Origin of the sequence: Novosphingobium aromaticivorans DSM 12444 (genome assembly GCF_000013325.1) — a bacterium.
In the GTDB taxonomy this organism is placed as follows: domain Bacteria; phylum Pseudomonadota; class Alphaproteobacteria; order Sphingomonadales; family Sphingomonadaceae; genus Novosphingobium; species Novosphingobium aromaticivorans.
Genome location: NC_007794.1, coordinates 1,230,399 through 1,246,712, shown reverse-complemented (window position 1 = coordinate 1,246,712; position 16,314 = coordinate 1,230,399). Strand labels below are relative to the sequence as shown.

The 16,314-nt window shown below is 67.4% G+C and carries 12 protein-coding genes; 4 read left to right on the top strand and 8 right to left on the bottom strand.

What is annotated here, in order from left to right:
- The first annotated feature begins 155 nt into the window (after positions 1-155).
- Positions 156-1,502 carry an aldehyde dehydrogenase family protein gene (locus SARO_RS05980; RefSeq protein WP_011444856.1) on the top strand — a complete coding sequence of 449 codons (1,347 nt, stop codon included), beginning with the start codon at positions 156-158 and terminating at the stop codon, positions 1,500-1,502.
- An 86-nt stretch (positions 1,503-1,588) separates the two neighbouring features.
- Here the strand turns inward: SARO_RS05980 and SARO_RS05975 are convergent, their stop codons facing one another.
- Positions 1,589-2,794, bottom strand: coding sequence for an aromatic ring-hydroxylating oxygenase subunit alpha (locus SARO_RS05975; RefSeq protein WP_011444855.1), 1,206 nt, complete (start codon positions 2,792-2,794; stop codon positions 1,589-1,591).
- 210 nt (positions 2,795-3,004) lie between these two features.
- On the opposite strand from SARO_RS05975, the gene SARO_RS05970 reads away from it, so the two are divergent.
- Positions 3,005-4,219 carry an argininosuccinate synthase gene (locus tag SARO_RS05970; protein ID WP_011444854.1) on the top strand — a complete coding sequence of 405 codons (1,215 nt, stop codon included), beginning with the start codon at positions 3,005-3,007 and terminating at the stop codon, positions 4,217-4,219.
- Positions 4,220-5,145: 926 nt separating this feature from the next.
- Here the strand turns inward: SARO_RS05970 and SARO_RS20155 are convergent.
- The gene (locus tag SARO_RS20155) at positions 5,146-6,402 is read right to left on the bottom strand and encodes a CHRD domain-containing protein (protein WP_049759320.1); all 1,257 of its coding nucleotides are present in this window, start codon (positions 6,400-6,402) and stop codon (positions 5,146-5,148) included.
- A 950-nt stretch (positions 6,403-7,352) separates the two neighbouring features.
- On the opposite strand from SARO_RS20155, the gene SARO_RS05955 reads away from it, so the two are divergent.
- Positions 7,353-7,859 carry a hypothetical protein gene (locus SARO_RS05955; RefSeq protein ID WP_011444852.1) on the top strand — a complete coding sequence of 169 codons (507 nt, stop codon included), beginning with the start codon at positions 7,353-7,355 and terminating at the stop codon, positions 7,857-7,859.
- A gap of 85 nt (positions 7,860-7,944) precedes the next feature.
- Here SARO_RS05955 and uvrA read toward each other — a convergent pair whose 3' ends face one another.
- The 3 genes from uvrA to SARO_RS05940 form a co-directional block, all read right to left on the bottom strand.
- Complete coding sequence (gene uvrA / locus SARO_RS05950; protein ID WP_011444851.1) at positions 7,945-10,857, bottom strand: excinuclease ABC subunit UvrA; 2,913 nt, start codon at positions 10,855-10,857, stop codon at positions 7,945-7,947.
- Positions 10,858-11,003: 146 nt separating this feature from the next.
- Positions 11,004-11,906, bottom strand: a complete 903-nt coding sequence (locus tag SARO_RS05945; RefSeq protein ID WP_011444850.1) for a hypothetical protein — start codon at positions 11,904-11,906, stop codon at positions 11,004-11,006.
- 13 nt (positions 11,907-11,919) lie between these two features.
- Entirely contained in the window at positions 11,920-13,260 is a 1,341-nt protein-coding gene (locus SARO_RS05940) for a surface lipoprotein assembly modifier (protein ID WP_143004781.1), read from the bottom strand.
- Between the two features lie 160 nt (positions 13,261-13,420).
- On the opposite strand from SARO_RS05940, the gene SARO_RS05935 reads away from it, so the two are divergent.
- Positions 13,421-13,624, top strand: coding sequence for a hypothetical protein (locus SARO_RS05935; protein WP_041550193.1), 204 nt, complete (start codon positions 13,421-13,423; stop codon positions 13,622-13,624).
- Here the strand turns inward: SARO_RS05935 and SARO_RS05930 are convergent, their stop codons facing one another.
- From SARO_RS05930 to SARO_RS05920, 3 genes are read right to left on the bottom strand one after another with little or no spacing between them, the layout of a single operon-like run.
- Complete coding sequence (locus tag SARO_RS05930) at positions 13,625-14,356, bottom strand: ABC transporter ATP-binding protein (RefSeq protein ID WP_011444848.1); 732 nt, start codon at positions 14,354-14,356, stop codon at positions 13,625-13,627.
- On the bottom strand, positions 14,356-15,318 hold the full coding sequence (locus tag SARO_RS05925) for a FecCD family ABC transporter permease (RefSeq protein WP_011444847.1): 963 nt from the start codon (positions 15,316-15,318) through the stop codon (positions 14,356-14,358). Before SARO_RS05925 ends, SARO_RS05930 begins: the two co-directional genes overlap by 1 nt.
- Positions 15,315-16,268 (bottom strand): ABC transporter substrate-binding protein, encoded by a 954-nt coding sequence (locus SARO_RS05920; RefSeq protein ID WP_011444846.1) that lies wholly within the window; start codon positions 16,266-16,268, stop codon positions 15,315-15,317. The genes SARO_RS05925 and SARO_RS05920 overlap by 4 nt, the downstream gene beginning before the upstream one ends.
- Positions 16,269-16,314: the final 46 nt, after the last annotated feature.

Sequence of the window (16,314 nt, the reverse complement as noted above, 5' to 3'; positions counted from 1 at the left end):
GCCGAACTGACGGCTCCATACTCGCCCGCCCTGCGCGCCATCAGGTGAAACCACCCGAAAGGGCACGCGCGCCTGCCGCCACTACCGTTGCCATTCCCGCGCGAACTCGTTAGTTACACTAACGAAAATTGTTCTCACGCAGGATGCCAAAGCCCATGACTGCCCCGACCGCCGCCGACCTTTCCGCCGACATCGCACGCGTCTTCGCACTCCAGCAGGCGCACATGTGGGAGGCCAAGGCCTCCACCGCGGCCGAGCGCAAGGAAAAGCTCGCGCGCCTCAAGGCCGCCGTCGAAGCCCACGCCGACGACATCGTCGCCGCCGTCCTCGAAGACACGCGCAAGCCGGTTGGCGAAATCCGCGTGACCGAAGTCCTCAACGTCACCGCCAACATCCAGCGCAACATCGACAATCTCGATGAATGGATGAAGCCGGTCGAGGTCGCCACCTCGCTCAATCCCGCCGACCGCGCGCAGATCATCCACGAAGCGCGCGGCGTCTGCCTGATCCTTGGCCCCTGGAACTTCCCCCTCGGCCTCGCGCTCGGTCCGGTCGCCGCTGCCATCGCCGCAGGCAACACCTGCATCGTGAAGCTCACCGACCTCTGCCCCGCCACCGCAAGGGTGGCCTCGGTGATCGTCAGGGAAGCGTTCGACGAAAAGGATGTGGCTCTGTTCGAAGGCGACGTCTCGGTCGCCACCGCGCTCCTCGATCTGCCGTTCAACCACGTCTTCTTCACCGGCTCGCCCCGCGTCGGCAAGATCGTGATGGCCGCTGCCGCAAAGCACCTCACCAGCGTCACGCTCGAACTTGGCGGGAAGTCGCCCGTCATCGTCGACGATAGCGCCGACATCGATCAGGTCGCCGCCCAGCTCGCCGCGGCCAAGCAGTTCAACGGCGGGCAGGCCTGCATCAGCCCGGACTACGTCTTCGTGAAGGAAGACAAGAAGGCCGCGCTGGTCGAAGGCTTCCGGGCCAACGTGCAGAAGAACCTCTATGACGATGCCGGCAACCTGAAGAAGGACAGCATCGCCCAGGTGGTCAACAAGGCGAACTTCGACCGCGTGAAGGCCATGTTCGACGATGCCGTCGCCAAGGGCGCGACCGTCGCCGCCGGCGGAACGTTCGAAGCCGATGACCTCACCATCCATCCGACCATGCTGACCGGCGTCACCCCGCAGATGACCATCCTCCAGGACGAAATCTTCGCCCCCGTCATCCCGGTGATGACCTACGACACGCTCGACCAGGCGATCGGCTACATCGAAGCCCGCGACAAGCCGCTCGCACTCTATGTCTACAGCAAGGACGAAGCGAACGTCGAAAAGGTCCTCGCCCGCACCTCGTCGGGCGGTGTCACGGTGAATGGCGTGTTCTCGCACTACCTGGAAAACAACCTGCCGTTCGGCGGCGTCAACACCAGCGGCATGGGCAGCTACCACGGCGTGTTCGGCTTCAAGTGCTTCAGCCACGAACGGGCTGTCTACCGCCACCAGCAGTAAACCCCGCGCGCCCTGGGCTCCTGCGTGCGCTCCTGCCACTGCGGGAGCGCACGAGGGGCTCAGACTGCCCTATTTTTCGGACTGACCTATTCCCCGCCCATGACGGCGGCCAGCGTCGCCTCGCGCGGCGCTTCGACGAACCGGTCGATCCACTCGTGGAAATGCTGCACGCCGCCCTCGTTGCGGCCGAACTGGACGCGCGGCAGCAGGCCGGACTCCAGCACCTCCTGCTGGCCACGCGACATCGGCAGGTCCTCCTCGCCAACCACCTGACCAAGGAAATCGGACATCGCTCGCGCATCGGCCACAAGGTCTTCGGCAGGCGGGTTCTCGTGGAGGAACATCTGCACGGTCACCGATTCCCCCACGCTCGCTCCCGGGAACACCTGCGAGATGATCACGCCGCGCCCGCCCTTGTAGAAGCAGTTGATCGACACGTTCGGGAAGATGATCCACTCGCCGAACAATAGCGGGGTGGCCGGCCACTCGCCTTCCGGAAGCGTGGCGAGGCTGGCGACGTCGTCCTGCTCCAGCACGTGCCCGGCGTTCGTCACCAGTCCCAGCCTCTGGTGCGGGCCGTGGAAGAAGTATTCCGCAAGGTTGCTCATTCCGGGACCGAAGGTCGCCCGGTGCAGCACCGGAAGGTGGTAGAATTCGAGATGCGCGTCGAAGGCCAGCTTCCAGTTCGCGCCCGGCAGGCTGCGGCTTTCGAAGTGGTGCCAGTTCTCGAAGCCGAACTGGGCGATCAGCTTGTCGAAACCGCCAAGGAAAGCATCGAAGTCGGGGCTCGCGTCCGGGTCCAGCACTGCCCAGATCAGCCCTGCCCGCTCGGTCGTCGGGAACGATACCAGCCGGCTCTCCTCCGCATCGACTTCGCCGAACACCCCGCGCGACGCCACCGCCAGCAGCGCCCCGTCGAGCCGGAAGCTCCAGGCATGATAGGGACACGTCAGCCGCGCCGCATGGCCGCACCCGTGCGCCAGCTTCGCGGCGCGGTGGGTGCAGGCGTTGAGGAAGGTCCGGACGGTTCCATCCTGTCCGCGCACCAGAAGCACCGGAACACCCGCCACGTCCATCGCCTTGTAGTCGCCCGCCCGGCGCAGTTCGCACGATGCGGCCAGCATCAGCGGCGCCTTGCGGAAAATGCGCTCCTTCTCGCGCCCGAACAGCGCCTCGTCGGTATAGATCGAAGATGGCCGGCTGGTACGCGCCGGAGCTGGCGTGATCGTGCCCTTCTCCAGCCGCTCCAGCATGTGCCGTGCGTCTGCCACCAGTTTCGCGCGAACGTCCATTCCTGCTCCCATCGCTGCTGCCCGCCCTGATGCCCCCGACCTGATGCACTTGCATCCGGCGGGGTCCTTGCGAACAGGCACACCATGTCCGGGGGCGGGTGAACAACTCGGCATTCTGCGAGGGATGGCCCAGCCTGCCCGGCAAAGGTTGCGATGTTGGACCTCGCCTGTTAGTCGCGCGGCGCGTAATTCACGGGAGTCGTAGCGCCCATGTCCGATATCAAGAAGGTCGTCCTCGCCTACTCCGGCGGTCTCGACACCTCCGTCATCCTCAAGTGGCTGCAGGTCACCTACAACTGCGAGGTGGTCACCTTCACCGCCGACCTCGGCCAGGGCGAGGAGCTCGAACCCGCGCGCGCCAAGGCAAAGCTGATGGGCGTGCCCGATCACCACATCTACATCGACGACCTGCGCGAGGAATTCGTGCGCGACTTCGTCTTCCCGATGATGCGCGCCAATGCCCGCTACGAGGGCGATTACCTGCTCGGCACCTCGATCGCCCGTCCGCTGATCTCCAAGCGCCTGATCGAAATCGCGCGCGAAACCGGAGCCGATGCCGTCGCCCACGGCGCGACCGGCAAGGGCAACGACCAGGTCCGCTTCGAACTGTCCGCCTACGCCCTCGAACCGGGCATCAAGGTTATCGCGCCCTGGCGCGAATGGGATCTCACCAGCCGCACCGCGCTGATCGCCTGGGCCGAAGCGCACCAGATTCCGGTCCCCAAGGACAAGCGCGGCGAAAGCCCGTTCTCGACCGACGCCAACCTCCTCCACACCTCGTCCGAAGGCAAGGTGCTGGAAGATCCGTGGCAGGAAACCCCGGACTACGTCTACTCGCGCACCGTCAATCCGGAAGACGCGCCCGACACCCCTGAGTACATCACCATCGACTTCGAGAAGGGCGATGGCGTCGCGCTCAACGGCGAGGCCATGTCGCCCGCCACGCTGCTCGCCGCCCTCAACGACCTCGGCCGCAAGCACGGCATCGGCCGTCTCGATCTCGTCGAGAACCGCTTCGTCGGCATGAAGAGCCGCGGCATGTACGAAACGCCCGGCGGCGAGATCTATGCCCGTGCCCATCGCGGCATCGAAAGCATCACCCTCGACCGGGGCGCGGCGCACCTCAAGGACGAGCTGATGCCCAAGTACGCGGAGCTGATCTACAACGGCTTCTGGTTCTCGCCCGAGCGCGAGATGCTGCAGGCCGCGATCGATCACTCGCAGGCCCGCGTGAACGGCACCGTCCGGCTCAAGCTCTACAAGGGCAGCGCCTCGGTCGTCGGCCGCAAGTCGCCCGACAGCCTCTACTCCGAACGCCACGTGACGTTCGAGGACGATGCCGGCGCCTACGACCAGAAGGACGCGGCGGGCTTCATCAAGCTCAACGCCCTGCGCCTTCGCCTGCTGGCGCAGCAGGGCCGCTGATCGCCGCGCTTCGGCGCTGCACAAGAGCTATCCACCGAAGAGTGCGGGGGTTGTGGATAACTCCCGCACTTTTCGCTTGCGCGACTCGGACGAGAGGCGCAGCTTTCCTGTGTTGACGCACGAAACGGCACGGAAAAGGCGGTTCAAACCGCTGATTTCGAAGCAAAATTCGCGCAACGATACGAACACGGAAACTCTGCAGCGTAACCACCCTCCAGGCGCCTTCGGGCCTGCTTGCGGATGCGCGAACCTGCGGCCTTCGTGATCGGAAACGAGGTGTCACGCGACGCCTCTTCCGCAGCAGCGCGCGGCGAGGGCCTTGGCCTCCATCCGGCGCGCGACGATGGAAGGGCATCGGGCGGCACGTCGCACTTCCCGACGCGGGAGAACGTCCGGCGCAGCGCAAGCGAGGCCGGGAGCGACGCCGCGGAACGGAGGAAACGCCCACGATCGGCGCCGGAGCGATCCGGCAGAAGGCGAGCGCGGGAGCAGGTGCAGGCGGCGGGCGCATGTCGTTCGCCAGCATGCGAAAGGAGCGGCAGGACGGAAGCGCGGCAGGCCCGGGCGAGAGCACGGATCGGCAGCAGCCCAGGGGTTTCGCGCCCCGAAAGGCACCCGGAAAACGCTCCCCACGCAAGACGCCCTGCCCGGCACCACGCCGCCGGAACGCGCCGCAAGGCGCAAGCGTGGACGTGGAATGGGGGCCGGCAGCAATGCTGGCCCCCATTTGCCATTTGCCATTTGCCATTTGGCCTCTCCTGGCCATCTGTCTAACCGACCCCCGCAGGCCCACGCCGACCATCATGCGATGGCCCGGCTTGCGACCGCCGCCCAACCGCCGAGACGTGACCGCCCCAGCAAGCGCCGGGCGACGAGTGGCCGAGCGCCACGCCAGCAGCCGGACCTGCCGCGCCCGCGCCCTGCGATCAGGGCTTCTGGAGCTGGCCGCGGATAGCGCCCTTGGGGAAATCGCCGGTGTGGACGTTGACGTAGTAGTCGCCGGGCGCCGCGAGGATCTTCTTGATCAGTTCGGGCTCCATCGCGACGCAGGCGTCGCTGTCCTTGCCGGTGACCTCGATCGTGGCGACGGGCTTGCCGTCGGCCCCCGCCGCGCCTTCGTGGACATGGGCCATGGTCGGCGCCGCGATCTTTTCGGCCCAGAGCGTGAAGCAGAAATCGCCGGAATCATCGTCCGCCTCGACCTTGAAGCCGCCCACGCCGTCGGCATCGCCGCCGCCCGTCTCGGCCGCACCGGCAAGGCTGGCGGTGAGCGTGACCGGCTTGGCGACCGCCGGGCTGGCAAGCGCGGTGGCGGCGAGCGCTGCGGCAATCGCGACGGTCGATGTTGCACGTCTCATGATCTTGTCTCCCTTGAGAGGCCGGAAGGCGTGACGACTCTCCGGCGCGGCAGCCAGCCTACACCCGTGCGGCGACGGCGGGAATTGTCCTCGCGCAATCGGGACGGGCGCGGCAGGCGCAGGGTTGACGGTGTTTACACTGTCCTGGGGGCATTCCGCCTGGCGCTGTAGCTGAGGCCCGGACCCCGGCCCGACTTCTGCCGCAGCCGCCGTCACGACGGTGCCGGCAGCCTTGCGTTCGAGCGGGGCATCAAGCAGCGTCGCGAGGCTGGCGTCGCGGCCTTGCGCGGCGGCGCGCCATTCGGCTTGCGCAGCAAGGCGCGCGGCGTCGGATGCGGCAGCGCGGGCGGACTGCCAGGCATCCCAGGCGGCATCGTCGAGCGGGTCTTCCGGTTCGGGATGGGCATGATCGAAGGCGCTTGCCGCGGCATCGGCACGCGCCTCGACATGATCGTCGCGGGCGGGGTCGGGCCAGTCTACAGCCTCTGCCGGCTCCTCGCCCCCGGCCAGCGCGACGAGCATGGCGTCGAAGTCCTCGGCAAGGTGGTGGACGGCACCGGGCGCCGCCGCGACCCGCGCATCGAGGCGGGCGAGATGGGCGAGGAGGAGGCGCCCGTCGAAGCGCTGCCGCTCGCCCACCGCCTCGCCCCGGAACCAGATCGTTTCCGTGATGCCGCACAGGGCGCGTTCGGCAAGGACCTGCTCGGCCGCCTCGCGCGCCAGGATCAGCGCCGCATCCCACCCGGCGGCGAAGGCGGGATCGCGGCGGCGGCGGACATAGGCCGTCTGCTGCGACACCCCCGCCACGCGCGCGGCGTTGCGCACCTGCCCGCACCGGCTGAGGCTTTCGAGGAAGCGGGCGATGCGGACGGGGGTGAAGGCGTTGGGGTGCGGGAGTGCGCTGCCCTCTATCCCGCTTCCCGCAAACGGGAGGGGAGCACCAGCACTCGCGCTCGGGCGTTGCCCCGAGTCCGATAATGGCTCTGCTGCACTGCGCTTCGCTACATGAGAGACCCACCCCGCCCAATCCGCCTGCCCGTTCGCATTGAATGGTGGGAAGTCGTCGTCAGGAAGCCCGATGTCACGCCCGGCGGGAATCCACCCGCGTCCGAAAGACGATGTGGCAATGGTGGAGGGCTGATGCGGATCGGCGGCGTGCGGCATGGGCGGCTCCCGTTTGGAACGAAACGGGAACTTTTAGGTGAGGATGGGGGGTGTAGGAAAATGGTTTGTGGGTCAGGCGTGTTGGCCAACAAAGGAACCGCCGAATATCCTGCCCCGTTCCCGTCATCCCGGGCTCGACCCGGGATTGGGCTTCCTTCGTCACACGCTGCGTTTGACGCGGAAAGCCTGACCCCGGATCAAGTCCGGGGCGACGACAGTGTGGACCGACAAGAAGGACGCCTTGTTCCCCTCACCCCTTGCCGCCGAAATCCTCGATAGCCTGGAGCAGCGCGCGCTTCGAAGGGGTTCGGCGGGTGCCGGTGTTGCGGGGAGAACTGACCGCGCCTCCTTCTCGCTGCGTCATCCCGAACTTGATTCAGGATCCATTTTGCCGATTGGGCCTCCGCCTCCGGGGAGGGATGGACCCTGAAACGAGTTCAGGGTGACGGGGCTTGGTCTTCGGGGTGGTGATGTTGCGTGGGTGCCCCTCCACAACCTTCGGCCGCCGCCCTCCTCGTGACGAGGAGAAACGGGTTGCCGGTGGTGCGTAATTGGGGTTCAAGGGACTTTCGCAAAGTGGTGATGAAATCCACTCGAAAGAGGATTAACTGATGGCGACTTTCGCGGATGGCGACGCACAGGCTCCGGCGCAGGGGTTGACTCCGGGCAAGGGGCTGGTGGTGCTGGTCGTGGTGATCCTGGGCGTGGCGGCGTTCATCGCGATCAGCGGAGTGCTGGGGCTGCCGTCAGTCTATGGGGGGTTCCTGTTCGTGTTCACCTTCACCGGGCTGTTCCATGCCGCGCCGGACAAGCTCCTGCCCGCGAGCCTCGGAGCCTTTGTCGGGATCGGTCTCGCTTTCGCCCTCGCCGCCCTGCCCCCGGCCTTCGGCACCGGCGGGATCATTGCGGCGCTGTTGCTGGTGGTGGGCGCGGTCTATGCGCTGATCATGGGGTGGGCGCCGGTGGCGATCAACAATGCCGCGATGCTGTTCCTGACCGTGGGGGCGATCCCCGCGCTGCACCAGCGCGAGACGCTGATGGAGATGGCGCTTTCGACCGGGCTGGCGGCGGTGCTGGCGGGCGCGGTGCTGGCGCTGGCGCAGTTGCGGCGGGCGTAGCAGTTTCAGAACTGCCAGGCTTCCCCTCTCCCGCCCCTCTCCCCTGAGCCGAAGGCCACCGAAGGTACCGGGAGAGGGCTATTTGTCAGCGTTTCAGCAGGGGGGCCATGTATTGGCCGGTGAAGCTGCGCGGGTTCTTGGCCACCTGTTCGGGAGTGCCTTCGGCGACGATTTCGCCGCCGCGCACGCCGCCTTCGGGGCCGAGGTCGATGATCCAGTCGGCGGTCTTGATCACGTCGAGGTTGTGTTCGATCACGACCACGCTGTTGCCCTGTTCGACGAGGCGGTGGAGGACTTCGAGCAGTTTGCGCACGTCTTCGAAGTGGAGGCCGGTGGTGGGTTCGTCGAGGATGTAGAGCGTCTGCCCGGTGGAGCGGCGGGCGAGTTCCTTGGCGAGTTTCACGCGTTGGGCCTCGCCGCCGCTTAGCGTCGTCGCCTGCTGGCCGACCTTGACGTAGCCCAGGCCCACTTCGTTGAGCATGTGCATCCGGTCGCGGATCGGGGGGACGGCCTTGAAGAACTCCTCGGCGTCCTCGATCGTCATGTCGAGCACGTCGGCGATGGAGTGGCCCTTGAACTTCACCTCGAGCGTTTCGCGGTTGTAGCGCTTGCCGTCGCACTCCTCGCAGGTGACGTAGACGTCGGGCAGGAAGTGCATCTCGATCTTGATCAGGCCATCGCCCTGGCACTTCTCGCAACGGCCGCCCTTGACGTTGAAGCTGAACCGACCGGCCTTGTAGCCGCGCGCGGCGGATTCGGGCAGTCCGGCGAACCAGTCGCGGATCAGGGTGAAGGCGCCGGTGTAGGTGGCGGGGTTTGACCGGGGGGTGCGGCCGATGGGCGACTGGTCGATCTCGATCACCTTGTCGCAATGTTCGAGGCCGGTGACGCGGTCGTGCGCGCCGGCGATCACGCGCGCGCCATTGAGCGTGCGGGCGGCAACGGCGTGGAGGGTGTCGATCGTGAAGCTCGACTTGCCCGAGCCGGAGACGCCGGTGACGCAGGTGAAGGTGCCGAGAGGGATCTTCGCGCTGACGTTCTGGAGGTTGTTGGCGCGCGCCCCTTCGACGCCGATGTACAGGCCGTTGCCAGGGCGGCGGTGCGCCGGGACCTCGATGCGGCGCGCGCCGGTGAGGTACTGGCCGGTGAGGCTGTTCGGGTTGGACAGGATATCGTCGAGCGTACCCTGCGCGACGATCTCGCCGCCGTGGACGCCCGCGCCGGGGCCAAGATCGACCACGTGGTCGGCGGTGCGGATTGCGTCCTCGTCGTGTTCGACGACGATCACGGTGTTGCCGAGATCGCGCAGCCGCTTGAGGGTTTCGAGGAGGCGGTCGTTGTCGCGCTGGTGGAGGCCGATGGACGGTTCGTCGAGCACGTAGAGCACGCCCGAGAGGCCGGAGCCGATCTGGCTGGCGAGGCGGATGCGCTGGCTCTCGCCGCCCGAGAGCGTGCCCGAGGTGCGATCGAGGTTGAGGTAATCGAGGCCGACGTTGTTGAGGAAGCCGAGACGCTCGTTGATTTCCTTGAGGATGGCGCGGGCGATCTGGCTTTGCTGCGGGGTGAGCTTGCTGTCGAGCGCGCCGTACCATTCGACCGCGGCGGCGACGGAGAGGCGGGTGATCGAGGAGATGTCTGCCCCGGCGACCTTGACCGACAGGGCCTCGGGCTTGAGGCGCTTGCCTTCGCAGGTCTCGCACGGCTGGGCGGTCTGGAACTTGCCGAGTTCCTCGCGCATCCAGGCGGATTCGGTTTGCAGCATGCGGCGGTTGAGGTTGCCGATCACGCCTTCGAAGGCCTTCTGGACGGTGTAGGACTTCTTGCCGTCGATGAAGGTGAGCGGGACGGCCTTGCCGGCGGTGCCATAGAGGATGACGATCTTCACTTCCGCCGGGAGCGCGTCCCACGGGGTGTCGAGGCTGAAGCCGAAGTGGCCGGCGAGGCTGGCGAGGACCTGCATGTAGTAGGGCGACGGCGGGTTGCTTTTCGCCCAGGGGACGACGGCGCCCTGCTTGAGGCTGAGGTTCTCGTTGGGGACGACGAGCTGGGGATCGAACAGCAGCTTTTCGCCCAGACCGTCGCACGCGGGGCAGGCGCCCTGGGGGGCGTTGAACGAGAACAGGCGCGGCTCGATGCTCTCGATGGTGAAGCCGCTGACGGGGCAGGCGAACTTTTCGGAGAAGACGATGCGGTTGGCCGGGAGGCCGGTCTTCTTCATCGAGCCCTTCTTGCCCTTGGCATCGGCCTCCGCCTCGTCCTCACGGCCAGGCACGACGCCATCCGCCAGATCGATGTAGGCAAGGCCGTCGGCGAGCTTGAGGGCCTGTTCGAAGCTGTCGGCGAGGCGCGTCTGGATGCCGTCGCGGACGGCGATGCGATCGACCACAACCTCGATGTCGTGCTTGAGCTTCTTGTCGAGCGCGGGGGCGTCCTCGATGGGCATCATTTCGCCGTTGATGCGGACGCGGGTGTAGCCGGCCTTCTGCCATTCGGCGAGTTCGCGGCGGTATTCGCCCTTGCGGCCGCGCACGACGGGAGCGAGCAGGTAGGCGCGGGTGCCTTCGGGCAGGGCCATGACGCGGTCGACCATCTGGCTGACGGTCTGCGCGCTGATCGGTTCGCCGGTGGCGGGGGAATAGGGAATGCCGACGCGCGCCCAGAGCAGGCGCATGTAGTCGTAGACCTCGGTCACCGTGGCGACGGTGGAGCGCGGGTTGCGGCTGGTGGTCTTCTGCTCGATCGAGATGGCGGGCGAGAGGCCGTCGATATGCTCGACATCCGGCTTCTGCATCATCTCGAGGAACTGGCGCGCGTAGGCCGAGAGCGATTCCACGTAGCGGCGCTGCCCTTCGGCGTAGATCGTGTCGAACGCCAGGCTCGACTTGCCGGAGCCGGAAAGGCCGGTGATGACGATCAGGCTGTCGCGCGGGAGATCGACGTCGATCCCCTTGAGATTGTGTTCACGAGCGCCGCGGACGGAAATGGTAGTGAGAGACATGCGCGGCGGTGTTCCATATATGTTCGACAGAGGCAAGGGATTCGCGCGCGCGTTTGCGACGCGGGCCGAACGCCTTGCCCCCGCGCATGTGGGGAGCGCGGGGGTGCGGTGCAATATGGACGGGTGGGCGGGAAACGCCCCGCCGGTCAGTTCTTCTTGCCGACCATCGTTCCCTGGATCTGGGTGCCGGTGCCATCGAGGTAGAAGGCATAGCCGAACTCGGTGGCCCGGGGACCGAAGAACGCACCGGAGAACGCGCCGTTGGCTGCGGTGCCGGTCAGCGTGCCCGTGAAGCCGGGGCCGGTGGACGAGATGTTGCCGGTGCCGTTGTAGGTTCCCGCATCGAACGGCGTCCCGACGGTCGTGCCGTTCGGCAGGCCGGAGAGATGGACCGAAGTGCTGACGGTGTTGTTGGCGAAATTGGCGCTGAACGTGCCGGTGCTGTTGGCGGAGAAGTTGTAGTTCGTGCCATTGAAGGTGCCGCCACCGCCGACGGCGGTGGTGTAGGTGGCGCTGCCGCTGCGCGGGACGTCGCCGGCCTGGGTCGGAACGCCGCCGACCATCAGATAGAAGCGCGTTGCCGCAGCCGAGGGGCTGAGGTGCAGCCACGAGCCGATCGTGGTATAGCTGAGCGGCACGCCGTTGAGACGCGGATTGATGAGCGTGAGCACGTTGAGATCGCTGCCGACGACCTTCTGGTACTGGACCGCGCCCGCCGCTTCATCGACCACGCGCACGTCGGCCGGGGCAAATTCCGCGACGAGGCCGGCGCCGTCGTTGAGGTTGTAGGTGTCGCTCGCGGCGAAATACTTGATCTCGATGCCCTGGCCGAAAGGCTTCGTGGTCTGGACGAGGCGGCCATCGCTGGCCGGCTGGCCGGCGATGCCCCCCGACTGGAAGGTCTGGTCTCCGCTCAACTGGTCGAGCGTCTTGTAGGTGTAGACCGGCGTGGGCGTGGAACCGACGCTGCCGCCACCACCGCCGCCACCGCACGACGCGAGCAGCATCGTGGCGGCCGCGCCGGACGCAAAACGTGTGAATCGAGACATGCCCCTTCTCCTCTCAGAATGCCGACGTGACCCCCAGTTCGGCTGCACGGCGGTTGAAATCGTAAAGTTCGACGGTGGACAGGTTGCGTTCGAACCGGGCGCGGACGAAGGGCGCCAGGCCCTTCCACTGGATGCTGCGGAAGGTCGCGCCGAAGCCGACGCCGTAGCGGTCGTCCACGCGCTTTCGCGGGTAGAGCAGCAGCCGGTCGTCGGCGACAAGACGGGCATAGCTGGCATCGAGGACCAGCGTGGTGCGTCCGATCTCGCGGAAGAGATAGGCGGAGGTGCCGCCGGTCCAGTCGGACCAGCCGGGCTCGCGCGCGGCGGTGCGGCTGGCGCGCAGTTGCAGGCCTCCGCCGAAATTGGCGGCAAAGGCGCGGTCGAGGCCGATCGTTCCGGCGTAGACGGTGGCGTCCTGGGGATCGTTGCGCAGGTTGTCGAGCCGCGACAGCGCGGCTTCCGTGCGAAGCTGCGTGCGCTTGCCGAGAGGGTGCTGAAATGCCGCCGAGCCGCCCCACCCGCGCGTGAACGGCACGCGGCCGTACCAGCGCCATGAGGGACCGGCCGAAAGGGTGAAGCGATCCGCGCCCGAGACGAATTCCGGCCCGGCCTGGAGCGCGAGGGCATAATCGTCGAATGCGCGGGTGCGGTAGAAATCGCCGCTGCCGGAAACACGCGCGAGAAGCCGGGCCTTCTGGCCGAGCGGAAGCCGGGCATAGGCCTGCGCGCGCGCCGCAAGGCCGATGCCGGATTTCGCCTTGGCATCGTCGCTGAGCGTGAAATCGCCGATGACGGTGCCGAGCGTATCCGAACGGGTAGCGCGGTTGATGTTGCTGTCGGGCGCGAGGGCAAGTTCGATGCTGCCGCCGAACGGCTTGGCGGCAGCCAAAGCAGAAGCATAGAAGCGCACCGCGCGCTCTACATCCGGGGGGAGCTGGCCAGTGGCCTGCGCGGCGCGAAATTCGCGCTCTGCCGCGCCGAGGCGGCCAAGCATGGCGTCCATGCGGGCAAGTTCGAGCCGGACGCGCGCGGCATCGGGCTTTTCATCGAGGATGCGGCGAAATTCGATGGCAGCGTCGCGCGGGCGACCCATGCCATCGGCCAGCATCAGGCCGAGGCGGAAGCGCGCTTCGGTGCGCAGGTCGATATCCGGGTTCGCGGCGAGCGCGCGATAGGCGGATTCGGCAGCGGCAAAATCGCCGGCATCGCGCGCGGCATCGGCAAAAAGGAAGAGCTGGGCGGGCGTGAGTTGGACAGACTTTCGGGCGTCCCCGGCTTCGACGGCAGGAGCCTGCGGCCTTTCGGCAGCGGGCACAGCCATTGCCACCCCGATCATCGTAACAATTGACTGCACCACAATGGATGATTGTTAATGAACATCGATGACAGCGCAAGTCTGATTACCTTCGCATTTCGTCGACGCGGATGGAAAGTTTGTCGAAACCATACAATTAATTGTGAACGAACATTGCTAGGAGAAACTATCTAAAGTTAAGGCTTTCTGGACCCAAATCATGGTTACCGAAGTTCCCTGCGATCACCCCCATCCCCCCGCGCAGAGCCTGTTCTGCCGGTCGGTCGGTGCGCGCGAGGACCGGCCTGCGATCTCGATGAAGGAGCGCGAAAGCTTTGCTGCCCATTTCGCCGCCGACTTTGCCGCAGCCATGACGGAGCACCGTCATGACAACGAGGAACGGCACCCCGCGAGCGCAGCCTGATCAGAGCGCGAGCGCGCGGTGGCCCGGCTCGCCCAGCCAGCGGGCCGACATGCCCCAGACATCTTCGATGACCTGCTGCGACAGCGCGGTTTCCGGCCTGCCCTGTGCCGCAACGCGACCTTCGTGAAGGACGACCACGTGATCGGCATGGTTCATCGCCAACGCGAGATCATGGACGACGAGAACGACGCCGCGCCCCTCTGACGCGAGCGCGCGCAATTGCCGGGCCAGTGCCTGCTGGTGCGCCAGATCGAGGGCGGCGAGCGGTTCGTCGGCAAGTATCCAGTGCGGGCGGGTGGCGAGGACCCGGGCAAGCAGGGCGCGGGCGCGCTCTCCGCCCGAGAGCGTGGACAGCGCCCGCTCCGCCAGCGGCCCGAGACCAAGGGCCGCGAGGGCTTCCTCGACCGCTTCGGCATCTTCGGCGCGCGAGGCACGGTGCGGCAGACGGCCGAGGCCGACGAGCGTGCGGACGGAAAGGTTCCATGCGACCTCCCCCGATTGCGGGAGGTAGCCGATGCGGCGAGCCCGCTCGTCGGGGAGCATTCCGCCGACCGGCGCCCCTGCCAGCGTGATCGTGCCGGACAGGCCGGGCACGAGACCGGCAAGCGCGGCGAGGAGCGTCGACTTGCCCGCGCCATTCGGCCCGCAGATCGCGGTAACGCGCCCGGACGGGAACCGTGCGCTGACATCGCGAAGGCGATGGGGAACGGTCAGGCCTGCAACTTCGAGCATCAGGCCAGATCCCGTCGCATGCGCAGCAGAAGCCGCAGGAAGAACGGAGCGCCCGCGATGCTCAGCGCGATACCCAGGCGCAGTTCGCCACCGGCAAGCGGCAGGATGCGGCAGAGGCAATCCGCCACCAGCAGGAGCAGCGCGCCGGCAAGCGCAGAGGGCACGAGTGTTGCCGAGGGGCGCTGGTCGGTGAAGGGGCGCACGAAATGGGGGACCATGAGGCCGACAAAGCCGATCATCCCCGCGACCGCGACACCGCTGCCGACGACAAGGCCGACGCCCGCGATCATCAGCCAGAGCAGCCGCGCCGGATCGACCCCGAGCGAGCGGGCGGCGGGTTCGCCCAGCGCCAGCGCATCGAGGCCGGGGGCTGCGCGCCAGAGGATCGCGAGGCCGGCGAGGGTCAGTGGAGCCGCGAGGCGCACCTCGTGCCAGCCACGATCGGCCAGCGCGCCCATGAGCCAGGTCACGATTTCCGACAGGGCGAAGGGATTGGGCGAGAGGCTTATGGCGAGGCTGGTGAGCGCGCCGGCCAGGCTGGCGATCATCATGCCCGCCAGCGTGAACAGCGCGATGCCTCCGCTACGCCCGGCGATGAGCGCGAGCAGCGCCATGGCGCCGGCGCCTCCGGCCAGCGCGAAAAGCGGGAGGGTAAAGGCCTGCACCTCGTAGCCGGTGTAGAAGGACAGGACCGCGCCGAGCGCGGCGGCGGGCGCTATGCCGAACAGGCCCGGGTCGGCGAGCGGATTGCGCAAGTAACCCTGCATCGCCGCGCCCGCAGCGCCGAGTCCGGCACCAAGAACGAGCGCGAGAATGGCGCGCGGAAGGCGCAGTTCCATCAGGATCGCGGTGGCGTTGGGGACCGGCGGACCGAAGGGATCGATCCATACCTGCCCGGCGAGCAGCGAGAGCGGCAGGGCGATCGCAAGGGCGGCGAGGAGGATGGCGATCAGGCGATTCAACGCGAGACACCTCCACCATCCCGGAACACGCCCGGGGTGGTTCCACTCCCCTTATCGGGAACGATCTGCGTACGCACCTCGGCCAGCCTCCGGGCGGCGGCGATCAGGGTGGGGCCACCGCAGTAGAGCAGTCTGGAATCGAGGGTGGCGCGTCTTGTGGACTTCAGGGCCTTGAGCGCGGGGTGCGAGAGCACGCGGTCATCGCCCCTGCCGGTCTCGGCGCCCTGCCCCGCGACGAGGATCAGCGCGGGGGGATCGGCCAGCATCCGTTCAAGCGGGAGCAGGTCGGCCTGGCCGAGGCCGCGCGCGGCGGCGAAGTTGGCGAAGCCGGTGCGGCGTAGAAGATCGGCAATAAGCGTGCCGTCGCCGGGGACCATACCGCCCGATTGCCAGACGACGGTGGGGACCGGGCTCGCCCCGGCAGGCGGCGCCGCGGCTGCAAGCGCGGCATCGATGCGGGCGACCAGCGCCTCGCCGCGAGCGGGATGGCCCGCGAGCCTGGCGATCTGGCGGATCTGGTCGCGACTGGCCTCTACCGTATTTGCCATGCCGAGCGTTTCGAGGTGCAGGCCGAGGCGCCGGTAGGCACTGGCGGTGGCGGGATCGATGAAGGTGCTGCCGAGGACGAGATCGGGCCGAAGCGCGAGGACTTCCTCGACCGTGCCGCGCGTGGCCGGGAGGCTGCTGGCGAGCGCCGAGTCCATCGAGGAGGAGCGCGGGTCCTTGCTGTAGTGCGAGATGGCGAGGATCTGCGCCGGGTCGGCGACTTCGGCGAGGATCGCGTCGGTGCAGGGATTGAGGCTGACGAGAGTGGGGCGACCCCGTTCGCGCGGTTCGGGGGCCGCGCTGCTCTGCGGGATGCAGCCAGAGAGCGCGGTGACAACAAGAAGGAGGGCCGCTCCGGTGAACGGGGTTGGGGGGAACAGGCCCTCCCCCGCCCCCTTCCGCATGCGGAAGGGGGGAAGGTGGCGTTTCGCCATGGTTGCGAAACGCCGC

Coding starts and splice junctions, on each gene's coding strand:
- SARO_RS05945 (WP_011444850.1), bottom strand. CDS start 11,906: ATGTCTCGATTCACACGTTTTGCGTCCGGCGCGGCCGCCACGATGCTG.
- SARO_RS05975 (WP_011444855.1), bottom strand. CDS start 2,794: ATGGACGTTCGCGCGAAACTGGTGGCAGACGCACGGCACATGCTGGAG.
- uvrA (WP_011444851.1), bottom strand. CDS start 10,857: ATGTCTCTCACTACCATTTCCGTCCGCGGCGCTCGTGAACACAATCTC.
- SARO_RS05955 (WP_011444852.1), top strand. CDS start 7,353: ATGGCGACTTTCGCGGATGGCGACGCACAGGCTCCGGCGCAGGGGTTG.
- SARO_RS05970 (WP_011444854.1), top strand. CDS start 3,005: ATGTCCGATATCAAGAAGGTCGTCCTCGCCTACTCCGGCGGTCTCGAC.
- SARO_RS05930 (WP_011444848.1), bottom strand. CDS start 14,356: ATGCTCGAAGTTGCAGGCCTGACCGTTCCCCATCGCCTTCGCGATGTC.
- SARO_RS05935 (WP_041550193.1), top strand. CDS start 13,421: ATGGTTACCGAAGTTCCCTGCGATCACCCCCATCCCCCCGCGCAGAGC.
- SARO_RS05980 (WP_011444856.1), top strand. CDS start 156: ATGACTGCCCCGACCGCCGCCGACCTTTCCGCCGACATCGCACGCGTC.
- SARO_RS05920 (WP_011444846.1), bottom strand. CDS start 16,268: ATGCGGAAGGGGGCGGGGGAGGGCCTGTTCCCCCCAACCCCGTTCACC.